Annotated in this window: 19 protein-coding genes; 8 read left to right on the top strand and 11 right to left on the bottom strand. The window is 54.7% G+C overall.

Going from position 1 to position 20,985, the window contains the following annotated elements; all coding sequences use genetic code 11:
- Positions 1 to 36: 36 nt before the first annotated feature.
- Positions 37 to 891, bottom strand: coding sequence for an NAD-dependent epimerase/dehydratase family protein (locus QMF38_RS12290; RefSeq protein ID WP_058094993.1), 855 nt, complete (start codon positions 889 to 891; stop codon positions 37 to 39).
- Between the two features lie 195 nt (positions 892 to 1,086).
- Between QMF38_RS12290 and QMF38_RS12285 the strand changes: the two genes are divergently transcribed.
- The gene (locus QMF38_RS12285; RefSeq protein ID WP_058094994.1) at positions 1,087 to 1,551 is read left to right on the top strand and encodes a hypothetical protein; all 465 of its coding nucleotides are present in this window, start codon (positions 1,087 to 1,089) and stop codon (positions 1,549 to 1,551) included.
- Positions 1,552 to 1,637: 86 nt separating this feature from the next.
- On the opposite strand, the gene QMF38_RS12280 is transcribed toward QMF38_RS12285, so the two are convergent.
- Entirely contained in the window at positions 1,638 to 3,323 is a 1,686-nt protein-coding gene (locus QMF38_RS12280) for a M14 family metallopeptidase (RefSeq protein ID WP_058094995.1), read from the bottom strand.
- Positions 3,324 to 3,352: 29 nt separating this feature from the next.
- The gene (locus QMF38_RS12275) at positions 3,353 to 4,963 is read right to left on the bottom strand and encodes a peptide chain release factor 3 (protein WP_058094996.1); all 1,611 of its coding nucleotides are present in this window, start codon (positions 4,961 to 4,963) and stop codon (positions 3,353 to 3,355) included.
- Between the two features lie 158 nt (positions 4,964 to 5,121).
- Between QMF38_RS12275 and QMF38_RS12270 the strand changes: the two genes are divergently transcribed.
- Positions 5,122 to 5,382, top strand: coding sequence for a hypothetical protein (locus QMF38_RS12270; protein ID WP_157057242.1), 261 nt, complete (start codon positions 5,122 to 5,124; stop codon positions 5,380 to 5,382).
- Here the strand turns inward: QMF38_RS12270 and QMF38_RS12265 are convergent.
- The 4 genes from QMF38_RS12265 to QMF38_RS12250 all read right to left on the bottom strand — a co-directional run bounded on the left by QMF38_RS12265 (position 5,358) and on the right by QMF38_RS12250 (position 8,945).
- Positions 5,358 to 6,338: an aldo/keto reductase gene (locus QMF38_RS12265; protein ID WP_058094998.1), complete on the bottom strand. Its 981-nt coding sequence runs from the start codon at positions 6,336 to 6,338 to the stop codon at positions 5,358 to 5,360. The genes QMF38_RS12270 and QMF38_RS12265 overlap by 25 nt on opposite strands.
- 50 nt (positions 6,339 to 6,388) lie before the next feature.
- On the bottom strand, positions 6,389 to 6,949 hold the full coding sequence (gene lepB / locus QMF38_RS12260) for a signal peptidase I (protein WP_006446598.1): 561 nt from the start codon (positions 6,947 to 6,949) through the stop codon (positions 6,389 to 6,391).
- Positions 6,950 to 7,054: 105 nt separating this feature from the next.
- A complete protein-coding gene (locus tag QMF38_RS12255; protein ID WP_281759617.1) occupies positions 7,055 to 8,050 on the bottom strand; it encodes a hypothetical protein in 996 nt (331 codons plus the stop codon).
- Positions 8,051 to 8,054: 4 nt separating this feature from the next.
- The gene (locus QMF38_RS12250) at positions 8,055 to 8,945 is read right to left on the bottom strand and encodes a phosphodiester glycosidase family protein (protein ID WP_281759616.1); all 891 of its coding nucleotides are present in this window, start codon (positions 8,943 to 8,945) and stop codon (positions 8,055 to 8,057) included.
- Positions 8,946 to 9,348: 403 nt separating this feature from the next.
- Here QMF38_RS12250 and QMF38_RS12245 point away from each other — a divergent pair, with 403 nt between their 5' ends.
- The 3 genes from QMF38_RS12245 to QMF38_RS12235 all read left to right on the top strand — a co-directional run bounded on the left by QMF38_RS12245 (position 9,349) and on the right by QMF38_RS12235 (position 13,161).
- On the top strand, positions 9,349 to 10,722 hold the full coding sequence (locus QMF38_RS12245; RefSeq protein ID WP_232302289.1) for an APC family permease: 1,374 nt from the start codon (positions 9,349 to 9,351) through the stop codon (positions 10,720 to 10,722).
- A 22-nt stretch (positions 10,723 to 10,744) separates the two neighbouring features.
- Positions 10,745 to 11,659 (top strand): acetamidase/formamidase family protein, encoded by a 915-nt coding sequence (locus QMF38_RS12240; RefSeq protein ID WP_281759615.1) that lies wholly within the window; start codon positions 10,745 to 10,747, stop codon positions 11,657 to 11,659.
- 209 nt (positions 11,660 to 11,868) lie between these two features.
- Positions 11,869 to 13,161: an MFS transporter gene (locus QMF38_RS12235; protein ID WP_281759614.1), complete on the top strand. Its 1,293-nt coding sequence runs from the start codon at positions 11,869 to 11,871 to the stop codon at positions 13,159 to 13,161.
- A gap of 54 nt (positions 13,162 to 13,215) precedes the next feature.
- Here QMF38_RS12235 and QMF38_RS12230 read toward each other — a convergent pair whose 3' ends face one another.
- Positions 13,216 to 13,485: a hypothetical protein gene (locus QMF38_RS12230; protein ID WP_281759613.1), complete on the bottom strand. Its 270-nt coding sequence runs from the start codon at positions 13,483 to 13,485 to the stop codon at positions 13,216 to 13,218.
- Positions 13,486 to 13,730: 245 nt separating this feature from the next.
- Here QMF38_RS12230 and QMF38_RS12225 point away from each other — a divergent pair, with 245 nt between their 5' ends.
- Both QMF38_RS12225 and QMF38_RS12220 read left to right on the top strand, forming a co-directional pair.
- Positions 13,731 to 14,027, top strand: coding sequence for a hypothetical protein (locus QMF38_RS12225; RefSeq protein WP_058095003.1), 297 nt, complete (start codon positions 13,731 to 13,733; stop codon positions 14,025 to 14,027).
- A 115-nt stretch (positions 14,028 to 14,142) separates the two neighbouring features.
- Complete coding sequence (locus QMF38_RS12220) at positions 14,143 to 15,240, top strand: nitric oxide synthase oxygenase (protein ID WP_281759612.1); 1,098 nt, start codon at positions 14,143 to 14,145, stop codon at positions 15,238 to 15,240.
- A 46-nt stretch (positions 15,241 to 15,286) separates the two neighbouring features.
- On the opposite strand, the gene QMF38_RS12215 is transcribed toward QMF38_RS12220, so the two are convergent.
- The gene (locus QMF38_RS12215) at positions 15,287 to 16,312 is read right to left on the bottom strand and encodes an LLM class flavin-dependent oxidoreductase (protein WP_281759611.1); all 1,026 of its coding nucleotides are present in this window, start codon (positions 16,310 to 16,312) and stop codon (positions 15,287 to 15,289) included.
- Between the two features lie 78 nt (positions 16,313 to 16,390).
- Positions 16,391 to 17,632 carry a benzoate/H(+) symporter BenE family transporter gene (locus tag QMF38_RS12210; RefSeq protein ID WP_281759610.1) on the bottom strand — a complete coding sequence of 414 codons (1,242 nt, stop codon included), beginning with the start codon at positions 17,630 to 17,632 and terminating at the stop codon, positions 16,391 to 16,393.
- Positions 17,633 to 17,764: 132 nt separating this feature from the next.
- On the opposite strand from QMF38_RS12210, the gene QMF38_RS12205 reads away from it, so the two are divergent.
- On the top strand, positions 17,765 to 18,649 hold the full coding sequence (locus QMF38_RS12205; protein ID WP_281759609.1) for a LysR family transcriptional regulator: 885 nt from the start codon (positions 17,765 to 17,767) through the stop codon (positions 18,647 to 18,649).
- On the opposite strand, the gene metE is transcribed toward QMF38_RS12205, so the two are convergent.
- The gene (gene metE / locus QMF38_RS12200) at positions 18,613 to 20,910 is read right to left on the bottom strand and encodes a 5-methyltetrahydropteroyltriglutamate--homocysteine S-methyltransferase (protein ID WP_083496137.1); all 2,298 of its coding nucleotides are present in this window, start codon (positions 20,908 to 20,910) and stop codon (positions 18,613 to 18,615) included. The two genes, QMF38_RS12205 and metE, sit on opposite strands and share 37 nt — an antisense overlap.
- Positions 20,911 to 20,985 lie beyond the last annotated feature (75 nt).

Genomic DNA, 20,985 nt, shown 5'->3' with positions numbered 1-20,985 from the left:
CCCGCCGATTATGCTCGAAACAGCCTATTGACAGTGTTATTCTGCGAAGCGCTTGATCTCGTCGCGCCAATGATAGATCGGCTGCCAGCCCAGCAATTCTTTAGCCTTGCGATTCGAAAGTAACGTTTCATAACTATCGAGATTGCCCCGTATGTCCTGGACGTCTGGATATGTTGCTTGCAAGAGTTCACGATTGGTCATGTCCATGCTTGACCAATCTGCCGCGATGTTCAATTTTACGGACCCTAGGCCGTCCTTCTCAATGGCGAGCCGATACGCCTTTGCAGCGTCCCGAGCGTCGATGTACGACCATAGAATTGTCTTGCGAATCTCGGGATCCTTTAAAAAGCTTGGAAAGTTTTGATACATATCAGGCGTAATCACGTTGCCCATGCGGAAAGACACCACTTGCATGCCAGTCCGACGATGAAACATGTCTGCTGTCAGCTCATTGACAACCTTCGACAACCCATACGCATCCTGGGGCAGTTGCGGATGGTCTTCGTCAATCGGCAGGTAAGCTGGTGAAAACGGGTGCCTCGCAAAAACCAAACCATACGACGATTCGCTCGATGTGATCACGGCTTTCTGAATACCGAGTGCAGCCGCAGCTTCAAGCACGTTGTATGTGCTTACGACATTCGTTGTAAACGTCGCGGCATCCGGACGAATACCAACGCGCGGAATCGCTGCGACATGCACCAGCGCATCTGTACCCTGCAATACGTCAAATGCTTCCCCAAGGTTTGTCAAATCGGCCAACAGCGTGGGACATAGCGGGTCATCTGGATACCGTGTATCGACGTTGAGTACATCGTATCCGGCTTCCACAAATTCGCGAACGACCCACGGTCCAAGTAGACCACTGCCTCCTGTGACAACGACTTTCATGAGCAGACATCATCCCCTGTTAAGTGGTAAGCAGACCATAGTAAGCATCTTCATTGTACACCCAAGTTGCGAATCGAGCAGCATTCGTGCATCAAAAAGCCGGATTCAGGGGACGATGCCAAACGAGTACACATGACGCTCAAAAAAGCCAGACACGCGGATTTACCATACAGGTTCACAGAGGAGGATGTTCTCGTGGAACATTTCGAGGAGCAATTGACGCGCATTCGCGACCGATCCGAATCCCTAAACGCGGCTTCTCACTTTGTCACGAGCCAAACGGAAGTCAAAGAAAACCTTGTTCGGCTGTTCAACGAAATCGCCAGAACATTGCATGAGACCGACCCGAATCTCGAAGCGAAAGTCATTACGACCAAGGACGTGGAATTGGCAGTCGCCTTTTTGAACTCCCATTTTTATTCGCCACGCTGCAAAGTCACGGCCAAGTACGACGGCGACAACATCGACGTACGGGCGATCGACGAGTTCTGGCAGCAGTCTCCAAACGCAAACGGACTGTGGGGAGATTGGATTGACGAGCAAATCATCTATCAAGGACCGTTTTCTGATGGACAGATCCGCAACGCCATGGAGAAAACAGTTCTTGCTTGGTATAAGCGCCTTAAGGAAAACGGGGATCCTGGCCTGGCGCCGCAATGACGGCGACAGGCCACATCACCGATACGTTCGTGGCGTTCCAGATCGTCGACCCAATCTGACAGTCCGCCACGCCATCATAAAGAATCTTATCCTTCGATGCGAATCACTTGACTGACACGGCCAGCTCGCGGGCCGGCAAAGGACACGGTCAACTCTGTGCCCACTGCCGCCCGGATCAGCCATTCTGCATACCCGCGCTGTTGCGCAGGCGGTGCGTAGCGGCTGCGCACGCCGTATCCATCGAGGTGCCCAACCGACTGCGGCGACGCTCCAGCGATCATTTCGTAAGATCCGCTCAACTCCGCGCGAATCCCTTCAAGAAGCAACTGCTTTCCCTTGTCCGTACTTGACGTCGGCAGAAAACCAGCGTTCGCCGCCTCCGCAACGATCCGATACACACCGTCTTCTACGCACTCGCACGATATGCTTGTGATAGTCAACTTCGCTGTGGAAAGACCCAGTTTCGTCAAAAACGCGCTGACCTTTTGGCATTCTTCCGGCAATAGGCGCAAAGGCGGATTCTGAATGATAAATTTTGGATCAAGCCCACCAATTTCTACAGGTCCGAAATCCGGGTGGTCAAATGGTTTCCAGTCGAAGTATCCATCTGCACCAAATTCCCTTGTCACGTATGCATACACCTTGCGTTCGTCTTCCAGGATCTCTTCGGGCGACAGTGCGAGCAAGGCGCGCATCCCATGTTGGCCGTAACCGCGAGCCCCAGCCCGGCCATCCAAGTCCCAAATTTCAATGGTGAAACTAAGAACGCCGAGGTGGTCGTACATCCAGTCGTCAGCCGCACCAGGCATCAGAACCTTCTCGTGCCCCGTCGCGAATTTTTCGTAGTTCGATCCGGAGAAATATCCGCTCACCTGTTCCCCAATTTTCGCGACCCGCGTAAACAAAGCGCGATCGACTTCTGAAAGAACCGCATCATCACCCGTCGACGGCTGGCGCAAAATGACCCCGCCCGAAGTATGCAGTGCGGCGTAAGCCGAGATGTTAGGATGGCGATGGACGAAATCGGCAAGCGCTCGCAACTCTGGTTCCGAAAGCGGATACGGCCCAGCTCCGCGCTGCCCAGTTTCACCAGCCCAACGAATCGGGAAGTTGCGGTTAAAATCCATACCATGCCGCCGTGCCGCCTTCGCCGTCGGCAACGCAGGCAAGGGACCGGTCTTGGCAGCGCGATCGATCCGCCCCTCCGGAAATACATGGTAGTACTTGCCGCCGAACTCGCCCGGTCGTCGCGGGCGCATGATGCGCGGATCGATCTCGTCGATCGCGTAGCCGCCGTCTTCGGCAGGTACGCGCATCATGAGCACACGGCCGTCCCCGTTCACATCGTCTTCCACGAATCCATCCGGGGTCTGCGAATGGGGATAAAGATGTGGACTGGAGCGAAAACGAGCTGGCGTCGTCAAATACAGTTCGGCCCCGTCCACAGCAATTCGTGGTATGACATACACCGTATGACTGCGAAGCAATTCTGTCGCCTCTGGATGTTGGCCGTATTGTTCAATACACCATTGAATCCAGTACATGGCTACGGCGTTACCAGAAACCTCGCCGGCATGAATATTTGCGTCGACGAGCACCGCTGCCTTGTCGTCGGAGTTGCCAAAAGCCGCATCGGTGAGCGTTACCGCCGCGATATCCCTGCCCTGCCGGCTCTGACCGATGACTTCTACACGCATCAGCTGTGGATTTGCCGCTTCCAGTCGGCGCAATTCAGCCCAGATCTCGTCATGCGTCCAATATCGTGCCTGCATATCCCCATCCTCCTAACCCTTGACAGGACTTAATGGTCGACGCTCGAGCTAAGCCCGTACGACGTCATGTGCAAGGTCAGTCCTGCATTTCGTTCCAGCATCCAGTTGATTGCAAACTCTGTTTGAAACAGCATGACGGCGCGATCGTCCTGGTCCTTGACGATGAGACTGGCATACCTGTCAAACTGCAGTTCATCGATGGGCAGTTCGGTCTCCACCCAACGCGCATAGGCATATGGCAAGCGCAAGAGCTCAACGTCCACCCCGTACTCGGCGCGCATGCGGTGCTGAAAGACTTCGAATTGCAACTGTCCGACTGCCCCCAGGATCATATCCTCTGTGCGGTTGGCCTGACGAAATACCTGAATCGCTCCCTCTTCGGAAAGCTGTGCAACGCCCTTGTGAAACTGTTTGTACTTTAGTGCGTTGGGCACGGAAACGCGGGCAAAATGTTCAGGCGAAAACAGCGGCAACGGTGGAAAGCGAAACGATCCGCGCTCGCAAAGCGTATCCCCAATGCGAAAATTGCCGGGATCGAAAATGCCGATGATGTCTCCGGCGTAGGCTTCGTCGACCGTCTCGCGCTCCTGACCAAAAAACTGTTGCGGCTGGCTCAGGGCGATGCGCTTTCCCGTGCGTACATGTTGCACGCTCATGCCGCGCTCGAAGCGCCCCGAACAAATGCGCACAAACGCCACGCGATCGCGATGTGCGGGATTCATGTTCGCCTGGATTTTGAAGACAAAGCCACTGAACCGTTCGTCCTCGGGGCGTACGACACCTTGGTCCGTCTCACGCGGCCCTGGCGGCGGCGCGAGTTCGAGAAAAGATCGCAAGAACGACTCGACGCCGAAGTTGGCGATCGCGCTGCCGAAATAGACGGGCGTCAGCTTGCCGAGAGCAACCAGGTCGGGATCGAACGGATCGCCGGCGACATCGAGCAACAGCACATCCTCCTGCAGCCGCTGGTGCAAGGACTCGCCTAAGATGGTGGCAACAGCGGGATCGTCCAAATCCGGCATGGCAATCGAAACCATATCGTCTGTGCGACTCGTAAAGCGCTCGAAACGCCCTTCATGACGATGATAAATGCCTTGAAAATCTGGCCCCATGCCAATGGGCCAATTCATCGGACAAGAACGTATCCCCAGCACGCGCTCGATCTCTTCGAGCAACTCAAGCGGCTCCTTGCCTTGGCGGTCGAGCTTGTTAATAAACGTAAAGATGGGAATGCCCCGCATGCGGCACACCTCAAACAACTTGATGGTTTGAGGCTCGACGCCTTTGGCCGCATCAATGAGCATCACGGCGCTATCTGCGGCGGCCAACGTGCGGTAGGTATCCTCACTAAAATCCTCGTGACCGGGTGTGTCGAGAATGTTGACCCGGCAACCTAGATAATCGAACTGCAACACGGTAGATGTCACTGAAATACCGCGCTGTTTTTCGATTTCCATCCAGTCCGACGTCGCGTGCCGGCGTGCCTTTTTACCCTTGACCGCGCCAGCCTCGCGAATGGCACCGCCAAACAACAACAGCTTTTCGGTGAGCGTCGTTTTGCCTGCATCCGGGTGCGAAATGATAGCAAACGTGCGGCGCGTCATGCAGACGGGCGCACTGTGAACATCTGGTTGTGTCATACAGCAACTCCTGTGTGGTTACGGTTTTGTATCAACGGGCGACGCCGTGTTTTCACGCCTACATTCGCGCTGAAACGTCGTGTGAAATAGCCATGGCCAAACAACACGAGCCATGTACCATGCATGATACATACATTGTACAAGAAGGGGGGCGTACGATGGATAGAGAATCGGTCACCCCAAGCAAAAAGCGTGGCAATGGACGAGCGCTGGCGATTGCAGCACTCGTCGCAACGGGAATCAATATTGCCGCCACCATGATCAACACATGGGCAACGGTCGTCAACAACATCGTGACAGCGCAAAATACCAAAGCAACGCTGAAAAACACAAAATCCGGGGGCCGCAACGATCCACCCAAAGCGCCAACAAAGTTGCATTCATCCCGCCGTCGTCAACGAAAACCTAAAACCGGATGAGGCACGTATGGCTCCTCTAAAAACGCAATTTCTTCCTCGGTCAGCTTCACGTCGAGCGCCGCAACAGCGTCTTCCAGATGGTGCATCTTTGTTGCCCCGACGATAGGCGACGTGACAACCGGTTTCGCTAGCACCCAAGCAAGTGCGATCTGTGCACGTGGCAACCCACGTCGTTGCGCCACTTCTCTAACGCGCTCGACGATCCGCTTGTCGGCATTTGCTGTTTGTGCGTACAAGCTCTTGCCAAACTCGTCCGTTTCCGATCGCGCAGTCTTGTCGTCCCAATCTCGCGTCAAGCGTCCACGCGCGAGAGGGCTCCACGGGATTACGCCAACCTTCAAGTCTTCACACAGAGGCAACATTTCGCGCTCCTCTTCCCGATACAAAAGGTTGAGGTAATTCTGCATCGAAACGAACTGGGTCCAGCCGTGTTTCTCGGCCGTATATTGAGCCTTTAAGAACTGCCACGCGTACATCGAAGAAGCGCCGATATAACGAGCCTTACCGGCCTTTACGACGTCGTGCAAAGCTTCCATCGTCTCCTCGATAGGCGTCGTGTAATCCCAGCGATGAATTTGATACAAGTCGACGTAATCCGTCCCGAGCCGACGCAGACTGTGATCGATTTCTGCCAGAATCGCCTTGCGTGACAACCCAGCGCCATTTGGCCCTTGGTGCATACGGCCATGCACCTTCGTCGCAATCACAATTTCATCGCGCCTGGCAAAGTCGCGCAAAGCACGACCAACAATCTCTTCGCTGGTCCCATCCGAATACACGTTAGCGGTATCAAAGAAGTTGATACCCATCTCAATCGCTCGGCGAATAAACGGTCTGCTTTGCTCTTCGTCGAGCACCCAGCGATGGTTGCCGCGTTCCGGCACGCCATAACTCATGCATCCCAAACATATGCGCGAAACTTCGAGCCCTGTGTTGCCAAGCTTCCTGTATTCCACTACCCATGCGCCTCCCTGATTCCTATAACATAAAAGGGCGCCAAGCGCCCTCATATGTGCTGTGATATGAATCCGATTCTATTGAAGGGGTATAGGACGATATCGGCCTCCCCCACAATGGCCGACCGGCTTACATATTTATGTACCCACATCCGGCTGTCGTCAGAAATCGGCCGATTGTCTCCCAACATGAAATAGTGTCCAGGCGGCACTTTGTACGTGCCTGTTTCTGCACCGTTTGATTTGGCAATGTCCGGATTGGTCTGCTGCAACTTCTTGCCGTTGATGTACACCGCGTTTTCCGTCACCGTGACGGTGTCGCCAGGCAATCCAATCACGCGTTTTACGAACAGCTCTTTTGGATCATCCGGCCAATGAAACACAACAACTTCCCCACGGTGTATCGGCCGCAGTTCGGTTGCCAGTTTATTGACGACGACGTACGCAAAGTCGCGCGAACTGGTCGCAGGTATGGTCGGGTACATCGATGCGGACGGGACGCGAGCAGGGCTCACAACCCATTGGCGCAATGCCAATGCCAACGCGACGCCCACCGCAATGGGAATCACAATTCCGGTAAACCAGTTTTGCCTCTTCTTCTGCTCCTCCAACCTGCTGCCACATCCTCGCTTGTTCTTTCACCGGCACGCTGCGGTTATGCAACCATACGGCGGTACATCCAATTATACGATAGATTGTCTGGCTTGACATCCGCATCAATCGACAATCACGCGATACGTATTGCCCCGGACGAGCAAGATGTCATGGCCAGCGAGCGTAAAATGTGCGCCTCGAGGTGCCAACCACGTCAGCCCTTGCGCGGGTGCCGTCAAGGCATCGTGTGACATGATGTACACTTGTCCAGCGTGATCGATGGCAATAGCGGACGGGGCGACGGGATGTTGCAGCGTGACGATGGTGTGCCAACGGCTGCCGTCGTACGATTTCACCGCAAGAGCCTGCCCCCGTCCATCCAGGCTGGCACAGTAAAGGGTGTTCCCGCGGCCAGCAACGATGGCGACATCGGTGGCAATTTGCTTCATAAACCCTGCCCGCCATTGGTACAAGCGATTGGACACATCGCTCAGATACAGGGTAAGCGCAGTCGCGCTGTAATAGGCGCGCCGAATGGCGAGATCGCTAAAACTTCGCTCGTACATATGCTCGTTGGTGTCAAACTGAAATACCGTGTTTCCGGCGTCGCTGGCGTAGATGACAAACACGTCGTTTGTGTATGTGCTAAAGGCAATTTGGCGCAGACTCTGCCCCGCCGGCACATTTAGCTGTGCGATCGCGCGGACGCGCTGATTGAGTACGTCGTCTGTATAAAGAACATTGTCCGCAGTCACCAAAAAAAGCAGCCTATCGCTAATCCAAGTGACGTGCACGATAGGGGCGTGCACCTGCACGCGATCTAGGACATCGCCAGACTGTGCGGCAACCACCTGCAACTGTCCGCCTGTAGTTAAGATGGCAAGCATGTTCCCTGATGGACTCGCAGTCAATGCTCTCGCATTCGGCAGATCAGCCATCTTGACGGCCGGGCGTAAAGGCAGGGTTGGGTATGGCGCTGGCTCGCGCACATCGACCGTCTTCCAAATGACTTCTGCTGGGCGCGCCAGGGCGGCGGCGCGAACGCCAACGATGGCTGCCGCCGCGACGCCAAGCGAAACGATGATGGATAAGGCCGTCTTGGATTTTTGTCGGATCATCGTCTTACCTCACGATGAGCGCCGTACCCACACTGCGCTCTCCCAAAATGTCAGTCGGTTGATTTACAAGTTTGCCATCGAAGACCATGGTCGCGGACGATCCACCGTCGAGATTGGCCGCTGTCACAGCGCCGTAGGCCAGCATGAGATGTTCCATATCGCCAAGGCTTGCACCGATGTCATTCGGCCCTGTCAACTCGCGTCCGTCGGTGACAATCATGATGACCGTGCCATCTGCACGTTGGCCAATGGCGGTGCGCGGCGCATATCCCCAGTCACCGGCACCTTGAATCTGTCCGACACCGTTTTGCACGAGTGTAGGCCCAAACATCAGCGCTTGCGTCACGTTCATGCTCTTTAGTTGCGCCAAGGTGTACGTGCCAGATATGAGTTTGCCGGCCGCGGTAAAGCCAATCACACTCTCGGGGCGCACAGCCGACGAAATGATCTTGCCATCGGAAATGACAATGCCCTGCACCTGTCCCCCAGTACCCTGCCAGTTGGTATCTGTAAACGATCCGCCGTTAATCCCCGCGACAGCGTGGTGGTCATCGACAAACTGCTCGACTGTCTCACCGACGTCTCCCATATATTTTGTCGCGACGATAGAGATAAGCCGTGGATCCGCAACCGTCAACACATATGCGTTGTATGTAGCGAAATGGCGTACATCCAGATGAATACCTTGAGGAACCGCCTTTGGTTTGACCACAATGGGCGCAAAGTTGGGCTTGTCTGGTGGCGGCTCGACGCGCGGCGGCGACGCCACATCCTGAAGGCGTGTGCGCACGACAGGCGGCTGCTTGACATACGCAAAAATCCAAGAGCAAATAGAGGCTAAAACCGCTATATATAGGGCCGCAACTGCAATCGACGCTCGCCGAAAATGGCGCACCCACACCAGTCCTTTATCTCATCCTGCACCTAACATGATCCATGTCCGAAAGGGGTGCCCCTTTCGGACAACTCATTCACCCTTATCTTCGTACAAGATGGGCCTAAGGTCTATTGGAATTTTTGCATTGCGCTTAGCGCAAACGCCGCCCATCACTTTTTGCCTTTTCCCGACTGCGAACGCTGCTTTTCACCTTGCACACGCTCGACATGTTCTTCAATCGGCAGCGTCTTGTTTGCATCATTGTGCACAGGCTTTGGCTGTTTGCCCATAGCTCATCCCTCCCACACGTAGTATCGGAGAATCCCAACAAAAGTATTTGTCTTCTTGTGCATTTGGCGTGCATGACGGCGCAATAGGCTGTATAATCAGAAATTACGGATTGGACTAGGAGGTTTCTACAATGTCTTTCAAACCATCACCGCATCATGAATCACAGGCCAAAACGAGCAACGACGTGCATCACGAACTAAAACGTACGCTGTCCGTGTGGGATCTCATCATCTATGGCATGATTTTCATGGTACCCATCGCCCCTATGGCCATTTATGGACAAGTCGTCCAAACGGCAAATGGCATGGTCGTACTCACCTACTTCATTGGACTTGTCGGCATGATTTTTACCGCATTCAGCTATGCGCGAATGTCCGAGGCGTTTCCTGTCGGCGGATCGGCCTACGCCTATGTTCAGCGCGGCTGGAACCCCATGGTCGGTTTTATGGCAGGGTGGATGATCCTGCTCGACTACATCCTCGTTCCTGCCTTGCTCTACCTTGTAGCCGCATCTTGGCTGACGCAGCTTGTCCCGAGCATTCCGACGACGGTATGGATCGTCGCGTTTGTCCTTTTCAACACCGCAGTCAACTTCTTTGGTGTGCAAATGACAAACCGCGCCAACTGGATCATGCTCGTCATCGAACTGGCCACCTTCGTCCTGTTTTGTGGCGCCGCACTGGTGTATGTAGCCGGGCACAAAGATGGTACTTCATTCACCATGGCACCCGTTTTTCAAAAACAAGGTTTCAGCCTGAGCATGGTCGGCGCCGCGACATCCATCGCCGTGCTCAGTTTTCTTGGCTTCGACGGAATCAGTACGCTTTCTGAGGAGACAAAAGGCGGTCGCAAGACTGTGGGACGTGCCACCATTTGGGCGCTGATTTTCGTCGCCGTTCTGTTCATGATCCTGACGTATCTTGCGGCTGTCGCGTATCCAGATTTTCGCCATTTCCCAAATGCCAACGTCGCGTTTTACTTTATCGCCGAACGCGTGGGCGGTACCTGGTTAAAAATGTTGTGTTTGGTCGTCACCGTGCTTGCCTCCGGTATTGCCAACGCCCTCGCCGCACAAGCCGCCATTTCGCGCTTGTTGTTCAGCATGGGGCGCGATCGCGTGCTACCGCCGGTGCTCGCGAAGATCCATCACAAGTTCCGGACGCCTTACGTGTCAATTCTGCTCGTCGCCGTGGTTTCGCTCATCGTCAGTTCGCTGTCATCCATCGATGCGCTCAGCTCGCTGGTCAATTTCGGCGCCCTTACGACATTCATGGCGCTGAACATCAGTGTCATCATTCACTTCTTCTTCCGCAAGCGCTCAGGTCGTTGGTTTAGCCACCTTGTCATGCCGCTACTTGGCTTCGCGGTCATTTTGTACGTGTGGATCAACTTCTCGCATACGACGTTCTACTTTGGCATCAGCTGGTTCGTGATTGGGCTGATCGTCTTGGCCATCACGACGCGCGGCTTTCGCAAATCGCCAAAGGTGCTGGACATTGAGTGATACCAACTAGGAGGTCTGTCCTGTGGCCAAACACAAACTCGCTAAGTCACATCTTATCTACGCGCTCTCGCCTGATGTAGATCCGGCTTTGCGCGTACAATCCGGTGACACAGTCGAGATCGAAACCTGTGACTGTTTTGAAGATCAAATTCAGGACGAGACACAAGATTTCGGCACGCTCGACTGGAATCGTATCAATCCTGCGACTGGGCCCATCTATATAGAAGGCGCAGAACCTGGAGATTTGCTCGTCGTCGACATCTTGGCCATCGAACTGGCCGAACGTGGCGTGATGACGACTGGCCCCGGGCTTGGCGTGCTTGGCGACGAATTGCAACACAACGCCATTCGCATCATTCCTATTGACAACGGCCAGGCCGTATTTGGCAAAGGCCTGCGCTTACCACTGCGGCCGATGATTGGCGTCATTGGTACGGCGCCCAAGGACAACGCCATACCTTGCGGCACGCCGGGCGATCACGGGGGCAATATGGACTGCACGCGCATTGGACCTGGTGCACGCTTGCTTTTACCCGTCAATGTTCAAGGCGCCCTGTTTGCCTTGGGCGATCTCCACGCCGCCATGGGCGACGGCGAGGTCGGCGTGTCCGGCATCGAGATTGCTGGCAGGGTCACTGTTTCCTTTCACGTGTGGAAGGGCTCCGCGTGGCCTTGCCCGATGCTTATCGACCACGAAGATGTCATGACCATCGCTTCCGCAGAGACGCTTGATGCGGCCGCCGAACGTGCCGTCAAGCAGATGGCTAGTTTGCTCGTTCGCGAGACGGGCATTGCGTCTGCGGATGCTGTCATGCTGATGAGCGCCGCCGCCAATCTGCGCGTGTGCCAAGTTGTCGATCCACTGAAAACTGCACGTGTCGAACTGCCGAAAAACCTTGCAGAGCAACTTGGACTAAAACTCCCCTTGTTCGGATGATGCAAACGCATGCCGGGCCGCTGCGCCCGGCTTTCCTACATTCGTGATTCCGCCGCAAACCCTCCACAGCCTGATCCAACCCAACGACACGAGTCGCACAAGCCTTTGGTAAAAGAATCGCAACAAGGCTACAAAGGAAATCATTGACTGACCCAAGGCGGTTGCCTATGATATAGCCAAAATACTCAATGGGGCGAAGGTGGGCATTTGTGTTGCAGGGTAAACCTGGTGTCTTCCGCTTGCGAAATTTCTGGATACTGCTGATTGGTTCGTTGTTCTCCGTGATGGGAGACAACGCCTATTTCACGATTCTCGGCTGGTTTGTCTTAAGTGTGACTGGCTCGCAATTAGCCCTGGGCACCACCATGACCTTCGCTGCGATACCTAGAATCGTGTTCATGCTGGTCGGCGGCGCCATTGCGGATCGCATCAGCCGCAAACTCATCATGTCGATCTCGCTGTCGTTGCGCGCAGTCGTCTTGTTCCTCTTTGCCCTTCGCCTTGTCACAGGTAGCGCCCATCCGAGTCTGTGGATGATTGAGACGATGGCGACCCTGTTTGGCGTGATCGACTCGTTTTACTATCCTGCAAGTGGTTCGGTGATCCAAGCTGCAGTGGCCGAGCCGTTCGTGCCCCGTGCGACGAGCATTCTACAAACCGTCCAGCAGTCTTGTACCGTGCTTGGCCCCCTGCTTGCCGCCGGCTTGCTGTCCATGCACCGCTATGGACTGATGTTCGTCACGATTGGTGCCTTTTTCGCCTGTGCTTCGTTGGTCGTGACGGCGTTGCGCTTGCGAGCGCTACTGCCGCAAGGCGACGTGCAGAAAAAGGCGGAACAAGCAACAACCACCTCCGTGCTTCGGGATATCGCTGAAGGCTTGCGCTATGTGCTAAGTATCCGGCTGTTACTCATCGTCATGTCCTTGAGCCTATGTATCAACCTGTTGTGCACGGGCCCGCTCAACATCGGCATTCCCGTGCTCATTCGATCTCGCGGTTGGACCGGCACCACCTTTGGTGTGTACGAAGCCGCACTTGGCATCGGTGCTGTTCTGGGTGGGGTATTGGTGTCCGTTTTAAAAGGATTTCGTGGCAGACTTTTGTGGGTTGGCGCCTTTGGCGTGGTCATGGGACTGCTTATCGCCTTGCTCGGCTACATCCCGGCCCGGGTTGGGGGAGTGCTCGATATGGGCGTCATTGGTCTCGCGATCAGCGTGGTGAATATACCATTTCTCGCATTTTTACAAGAATTCGTACCAGGCGACAAACTTGGGCGAACAATGTCCGTGCTTATGCTTGTTGCAAATGGATTTACCCCCATCAGCTACACCTTATCCTCATGGATCCTTCAACAACACGTGCCCGCACCAGCGTTGTTGTTTGGATGCGGTATCGGGATGTCGGTTGTATTTTCACTGCTGTACGGCTCTCGTGAATACAGGCGGATCGATTCAAATACACCTGCGCATGAACCTGATCCCACCCACCCATCCGAAGTTTGACAGGGGGTCAGGCGACAGGAACCGGACCGCATGGGTTCGTCGCCGACCTTACCCTTACCTTTCAAGATCTTGTTTCACTTCGTCAAGCTTTTGTGCAGCCGCCTGATAATGGTCAGTCAACCGCTCCACTGCAATTTGGTTCTCGGATTCCAACGTGACATCGATTGCGTTCTGCGCTCTATCCAAGGCGTTTTCGGCCTGGTCCACCAAGGTATCATTTGGGTATGAAACTGCTTGTTTGACGGCGTTTTCTGCTTTGTTGAGCGAATTCGAAGCATCCGTTAACGCCGTTTGGACATTTTGACTACGTGGACGCTTGGTCATGCGGAGCAACCCCCTTGATTACAATTTCCTCGTTTAGGTTGCCCAAGCACCGTCGGGACATGCCAAAGGAAAGAGACACTCCACGTTTTTAGCAAGGAAAGAGACACTCCACGTTTTTAGCACCGAACGCAAAATTTCATTCCCTACGAACGCAATTGGGTGTTTGAAGCTTTTTTAAGAACCTTGCCCTATATTCCTCATATGGCCAGTAGCTAGCCAAATCTAGTATCAAGGGTGGGATTCGGGTGAAGAAGGTACTTTTAACAACCTTGGCAACCATGACTTTATTTGCAGCGCCGTCCATCGCGTTCGCTGGTACATCGAAAGATGCGCATGCCACCACAACGCATGTAGCTACGCATGCGGCTAAGAAAAAGACGACAGCCGCTAGCAAGGTGAAGCCTGGCAAAGTGAGCTCGAAGAAAAAGGTCACGGTGAACAAGAAAAGCACAACGAGCAAGAAAACAACCGTCCATAAAAAGGCGGCAAGCAAGACAACCAAGGCGAAGTCGTTAAGCAGCAAGGCCTCTAAGAAAAAATAAGGTGTTCGGCACGAGCGAGTGACCCGGTCATTCGCTCTTGTGTTGTCATGGCGATTTTTCGTAGCGATGCCGATATGGTACGGTTAACCTAAAAATCAATTAAGAGAGGTTAGCCATGCACTCTCCGCACACTCTTTTTGCAGAAGCTCGCACCTTTATCGAGCAATGTTACACTGAACTGGGCAAATCCAAGGCCGATCAGGCACTGCGCCTTGAACAAATTGCATCTGAACTTCGTTTTACCGGAACCTATCACCACACGTTTGAAGAATTGGAACATGGCGCACGCATGGCATGGCGCAATAGCAATCGCTGTATTGGTCGTCTATTCTGGAAATCGCTAACGGTTATCGATGCAAGAACAGCCGATACACCTGAAACCGTGTATCGTTCCTTGCTCAAACATATTGAGTACGCGACAAACAACGGAAAAATTAAACCGACCATAACGGTTTTCCGGGCATCTACCGCCAACGACGATGTGCGCATTTGGAATCATCAATTGATTCGATACGCCGGATATGAAACAGGCTCGAATGGTATTGTTGGCGATCCACATTCGGTACCGTTCACTCGCGTCTGTCAGAGATTAGGCTGGACCGGCAGCCAAGGCGCCTACGATGTCCTGCCCATCGTTGTCCAAGTTGGAAACCACGTTCAATGGTTTAGCATCCCGCCGTCATCCATTTTGGAAGTTCCAATTCATCACCCATCGATTCACGACATTGCAAAATTAGGCATGCGATGGTACGCGGTGCCTATCATCAGCGATATGGCTCTCCTGATTGGCGGAATACGGTATAGTGCGGCACCGTTTAACGGCTGGTACATGGGAACGGAAATCGGAGCGCGGAATCTAGCGGATGCGAAACGCTACAACATGCTTCCTGCAGTGGCTGATGTTATGGGACTATCACGAACCTCAGATTCCACTTTGTGGAGAGACAGGGCACTTGTAGAACTAAATCTCGCCGTGCTTCACTCGTTCCGCGAAACAGGAGTCACAATTGTCGATCACCACACAGCAGCACGGCAATTTGCGTATTTTGAACGAACAGAAGTCGATGCGGGTCGACGAGTTACGGGTGACTGGAGTTGGCTGATTCCGCCCTTGTCGCCAGCTACCACGCACATTTTTCACAGCCAATATCACAATGACTTTCAACTTCCGAATTACGTCCGCCAACCGTGTCCATATACGCACCTTTTATAACTGAAAAGAAAAAGGCGGACTCCGTCATGGATCCGCCTCTTGGGTCTTACTTTCGCATCACATCCGCCACGATCTCGTACGAGCGAACACGCGCGGCGTGATCGTAAATTTGCGTTGTGATGATGATTTCATCAGCCTTAGTCGCATCGCGAAAAGCCTCAAGCTTGCGCCGAACCGTATCGGATCCCCCTACTACCGCAAGGCGGCTGCGCGTTTGGATGGCCTGCCATTCCATTGGCGTGCACCAATCCTCGATGTTGTCCACAGGCGGCTTCAATTGTCCCGGACGCCCGCGCAAGAGACTTAATTGTTGCAACTGCGACGAGGTTGCCAGATATTCAGCTTCTTCGTCGGTCGAAGCCGCGACAACCGCAGCCCCAACCATTGCATAAGGTTCGGAAAGCCATTCTGATGGCTGAAAGTGCGTTCGGTAGACATCAAGGGCAACAAACAGGTAATCCGGTGCAAAATGGCTCGCATAGGCGAATGGCAGTCCCAATTCAGCGGCCAGTCGCGCACTGAAATCGCTCGAGCCAAGGAGCCAAATCGGTATGTCGATGCCTTCCCCAGGCACGGCGTGCACGGACCGCGGTTCACCAGCGGGCGGATGGAAGAACGACCGGAGCTCAGCCAACAAATCCGGGAAGTCCGCCCCGTGCCGATCCGGTGTGCGCCGCAACGCGCGAATTGTCGGCGTATCGGTGCCCGGCGCACGACCTAGACCAAGATCGATCCGGCCTGGATACAATGACGCCAGCGTACCGAATTGCTCGGCCACGACGAGCGGTGCGTGATTCGGTAGCATGATGCCACCCGATCCAACGCGAATGTGCTTAGTTCCACCCGCGATGTGAGCGATGACGACGGAGGTCGCCGAACTCGCAATCCCCGGCATGCTGTGATGTTCGGCCACCCAATAACGACGGTAGCCAAGATCTTCTGCACGGCGAGCGAGATCGAGACTGTTGCGAAGCGCATCGGCGGCTGAAGCCCCTTCGACGATAGGCGCGAGATCGAGTACGGAAAGCGCAAGCCCGTCTCGCGCCAGTCCCATATCCTGATTCAATGCCATGACCCTCCCTGCGGGAACGAAACCACGTAAGACGACAATCGTCTCATTATAGCGCGTTCGCAGGGTAAAACCGAAACGTCACTGAGAAACATCACTGAGAGAAACATCCACGGACGCCGGCTGCGCTAATGTAGCGTGATCGTCCCGGTCCAGTACATAGGAGGCGCACACGCCGCCCACCAGTCCCCAGAATGGAGAACCGATGTGCAACACGCTCACGCCGGAAACCGTGATTAAGAATGAAAACAATGCACTCTTCTTGAAGCCGCCGCCAAAGCTCATTTTGAGTGCGTCCGTCAGGACGCTGATCATGGCGATCCCGCCGAGCATTGAGATCGTCGACTGTGGGACGGCGTGCGGTATCGAGGCCGCAATCGGCGCAAACAGGCCAAACACAATTGATAGGATGCCTAGAACAACGGCGGCACTGTATTTCTGATCCGGCTCCCCCGATTCTTCCCCCGTCAACAACGCGGTCATGGGCCCCGCGACGCACGCCGTATGTGCGCCAAACAATCCATTGATGATGGAACCAATGCCACTCCAACGCGTCATGCTATTGACCGGCGGCTGATAACCCTCGCTTTGTAGCACGGCAATGCCTTGTGCATTTTGAATGGCAACCACCGTCAGCACAAGCGGCAGCACGAGTTGAGAGATGGCTCCTCCGTTCCACGCGGGCAAGTAAAGATGCGGCGTCGCCAGCGAAACGGTGGCCCCCGCAAAATGCACCTGACGCGCGACGACAAGTGTCAGCGCGGTAGCGAGGATGGCTGCCAATATGGGTGGGAATTTTTTTGCCAAGCGCGGCGTTAAGTGAAAGACCATGAACACCAGAAGTGGCACGCCGTTGACCAACGGATCTGTGCGAACCGCTTGAAATAAACCAACCCCAAACGGAAGTAAAACGCCAGACACCATCCCCATCATGACCGGCATGGGCAATACGCGCATAAGCCGATCGACCACACCCGTGATGCCAAGGATGAAAATGACGGCGCCCGTGATCAAATATGCGCCAATGACCTGGGAAAACGAGTGATGTGCAAGCGTCTGCCCGACGAGCACCGCTCCCGGGATTGAAAACGCAAAGCCGATCGGTTGACGAAACAACAACGCCTGTAAAAGCGTCAAACAACCCGGAATCACGTAAATGCCAAAAATCCAGGAAGTCGTTTCTGTTTCCTGTAAATGACCTTGCGCCGCGGCTTGGAGCACAATCAATAACGGACCCGTGGCCCCAAACAGCCAAGCGATCAGGCCATTCGTAAAACTCCCTAGCGACAAAGCCTTTGGCAACGCTAAAACATTGCGAAACAAACAACCTCACCTCGTCTGTCAGCAGTTCTGCTCTCAACAGGAGACCAAGAATCAACTTACATCGAGGTTTGCCTATATGTAAAATATACATTGCAAATAAAACGCATATATTTTATGTATGGGGGCGATGTGGTGGATCTGAAAAAGCTCCAGTACTTCGTCGCGATCGTCGAAGAAGGACAGATTACGAGAGCGGCCCAGCGACTCCATATGGCGCAGCCTCCACTTAGCCTGCAGCTACAGGCGTTGGAGCGAGAACTTGGGATACAACTGCTTGCGCGAAACCGCGGCAAGGTCGAACCGACTGAAGCAGGTTGGGCGCTGTATCGGCGTGCGCAGGAGATTTTGCGCTCGGTAGACAGCATGGTCAACGAAGTCAAGGAGCTTGGCGCCGGCGTGCGTGGCAAACTGACAATTGGCACCGTGATGTCCTGTGTGTCGTATTTGCCTGACACCATACGCAAGTTTCAAGCTCGCTATCCGCAGGTGACGTTTGAATTGTGGGAAGGCGATTCATATCAAGTGGAAGAATGGCTGCGAACAGGGGTTATTGAGCTTGGCATCACGCGCCTGCCAGTGCTCTCCGACGTTGAGATCATACACTTGCATACGGAACCCCTGGTCGCCGTACACCCCCCAGGCTGGGGAGCCAAGCACGAGCGCCGCATCGGATTGTCAGAGTTCGCCGACAAACCGCTGCTCGTTTTACACAGCCATGGCGGCAGAGGCATTTATGAGATGTTCATCGAGATGTGCCAGGCACAGGGAGTCCACCCGAACATCATCTGCGAAAGTCCGGATGTGGCGACGCTCCTGACCTTAACCGAAGCAGGCATCGGCGTCGCCATCGTCCCTGCACTGGCCGTGCGTCTGCGGCCAGAAGGCGCTTTGCGTTACGGCGTAATCGAACCGACCATCGAGACCGACACGGCCGTGATCTGGTCAAAACAGCGCGCCCTAACCACGGCCGCAACCCATTTTCAAGAGATGCTCGTAGCGCACGTCACAGGCTCTTGACGCAATTGTCGCGCTGCCATCACCATCGCCTGCAAAGCCGCCAGCGTCTCTGCCTCGCCACGGGTCTTCAGGCCACAATCCGGATTGACCCAGAGTTGCGCCGGATCGATCACGCTGGCCGCCTTGCGCAACAATCCGACCATGTCATGGACATCGGGCACGCGCGGGCTGTGAATGTCGTAGACGCCGGGCCCGATGTCGTTTGTGTACTGAAAGGCTTCAAACGCCTGTAACAATTCCATGTGCGATCTCGACGTTTCAATCGAAATGACATCGGCATCCATGGCTTGAATGGCAGGCATGATATCATGAAACTCGGCGTAACACATATGGGTATGGATTTGCGTCTCGTCTTTCACACCACTGGCCGCGATGTGAAAACATTCGACTGCCCACTCAAGGTAGGCGTCCCAGTCTGCCCGCCGCAAGGGCAAGCCTTCGCGCAAAGCCGGCTCGTCAATCTGAATGACACGAATCCCTGCCGCCTCTAAATCCAACACTTCATCGCGAATGGCGAGTGCAATCTGGCGACACACCTCATGGCGCGGCAAATCGTCGCGGACGAACGACCACTGCAGGATCGTGACAGGACCGGTCAACATCCCCTTGACAGGCCGCTCTGTCAGCGATTGCGCATAACTCGTCCAACGGACAGTCATCGGCTCGGGACGCGCCACGTCGCCGACGATAATAGGAGGTTTCACACAGCGCGATCCATAACTCTGCACCCAACCGTGCCGCGTAAACAAAAACCCGTCCAGCTTTTCGCCAAAGTGCTCTACCATATCGGTACGCTCAAACTCTCCGTGCACAAGCACGTCGAGACCAAGTTCTTCCTGAATGACGATCCAACGCATAATCTCGCCTTGCAAGAACAACTCGTATTCCGCATCTGAAATTTGCCCCTTGCGCCACTTCGCCCGCGTGTCGCGCACAGATTGCGTTTGCGGAAACGAGCCGATGGTTGTCGTCGGAAACGGTGGCAACTGCAGACGCTCCTGTTGCTTGGACTTGCGCTCTGCAAACGACGATGCGCGTGCCAATTGCAAACCGCTCAACTGCGCCATCCGTGTGGCGACAGCCGAATTGCGCAAGCGTGGAGACGCCGTCCGTGCCCTGCGCGCCTCACGACTCAGAGCCAAATGCTCCGCAATCGCATCCTTACCGTCGTTCGCCCCGCGCTTAAGCACCCGCAACTCAGACAGCTTTTGCACAGCAAATGCCAGCCACGACTTCACCTCTGGTTCCATGTCGCTTTCCAATTCCACATCCCAAGGCGCGTGTAACAGGGAACACGACGGCGCGACGTGAACCTGCTCAAGCCCGGCGATAGAAGCGGCCTGCTCAACGAGCACCAGAGCCTCGTGCAAATCGGCCCGCCATATATTGCGACCGTCGATCACGCCGACAGACAGCCGTTTCTCTTGAGGCCAGCCATAGCGCGCCAGCTCCGCCAACTGCTGCGGTGCACGAACGAGATCCAGATGCAGACCCTGTACCGGTAGTGACAAAGCCGTCTCCAAATTGTCAGCGATGGAACCAAAATATGTGGTGAGCAACATGTTGGGCACCGACTGCGCCGCGAGGTACGTATACGCCTCGTGCAAGCTTGACCGCTCGCTATCCGTCAGATCGAGAACCAGGCAGGGCTCGTCGATTTGCACCCACTGTACCCCGGCATCGTGTAGAGCGTTAAGTAGCTCGCCATAAGCAGGTAATAGTTGGGCCATCAGGGACAAGGGCTCCACATTTTGTTCGCGCACCTTGCCAAGGCGCAAAAACGATACAGGACCTAAGAGCACCGGCACGGTCTCGATGCCCAGTTGCCGCGCTTCCAAATACTCGGCCAACGGTTTATTGGCTCGCAGCCTAAAGTTTTGTTGCGCTGAGAATTCAGGAACGAGGTAATGATAATTCGTGTCAAACCACTTGGTCATCTCAAGCGCTGCCACGCCCTCAGCACCGCGCGCCATGGCAAAATACTGCGCGAGCGAGCCATCTGGTAGCCCACGAAAGCGGTCAGGCACGGCGTCGAATAAAACAGCCATGTCGAGAACGTGATCGTAAAGCGAGAAATCGTTGGATGGGATCCAGTCGATGCCCGCCTCCTTCTGCAGTTGCCAGCGCAGGCGCCTGATGTCGGCAGCCGCTTTGCCCAGCTCTGCCTCCGTCGACTTGCCTTGCCAGAACGATTCGAGTGCCCGCTTGAGTTCACGGCGCGGGCCCATGCGCGGAAATCCTAGTGTTGCTGCAATCGCCAAAGTCGTGTCGCCTCCCCAGATGATGTGATGCTAAACTCCCGAGCGCGAGCGGAATCAAAAAGCCCCCACTTCCAC

The organism is Alicyclobacillus hesperidum subsp. aegles (genome assembly GCF_027923525.1).
Classification (GTDB): domain Bacteria; phylum Bacillota; class Bacilli; order Alicyclobacillales; family Alicyclobacillaceae; genus Alicyclobacillus; species Alicyclobacillus aegles.
The sequence above is the reverse complement of the archived record's forward strand: the minus strand, read 5'-3'. Positions and strand labels throughout refer to the sequence as shown.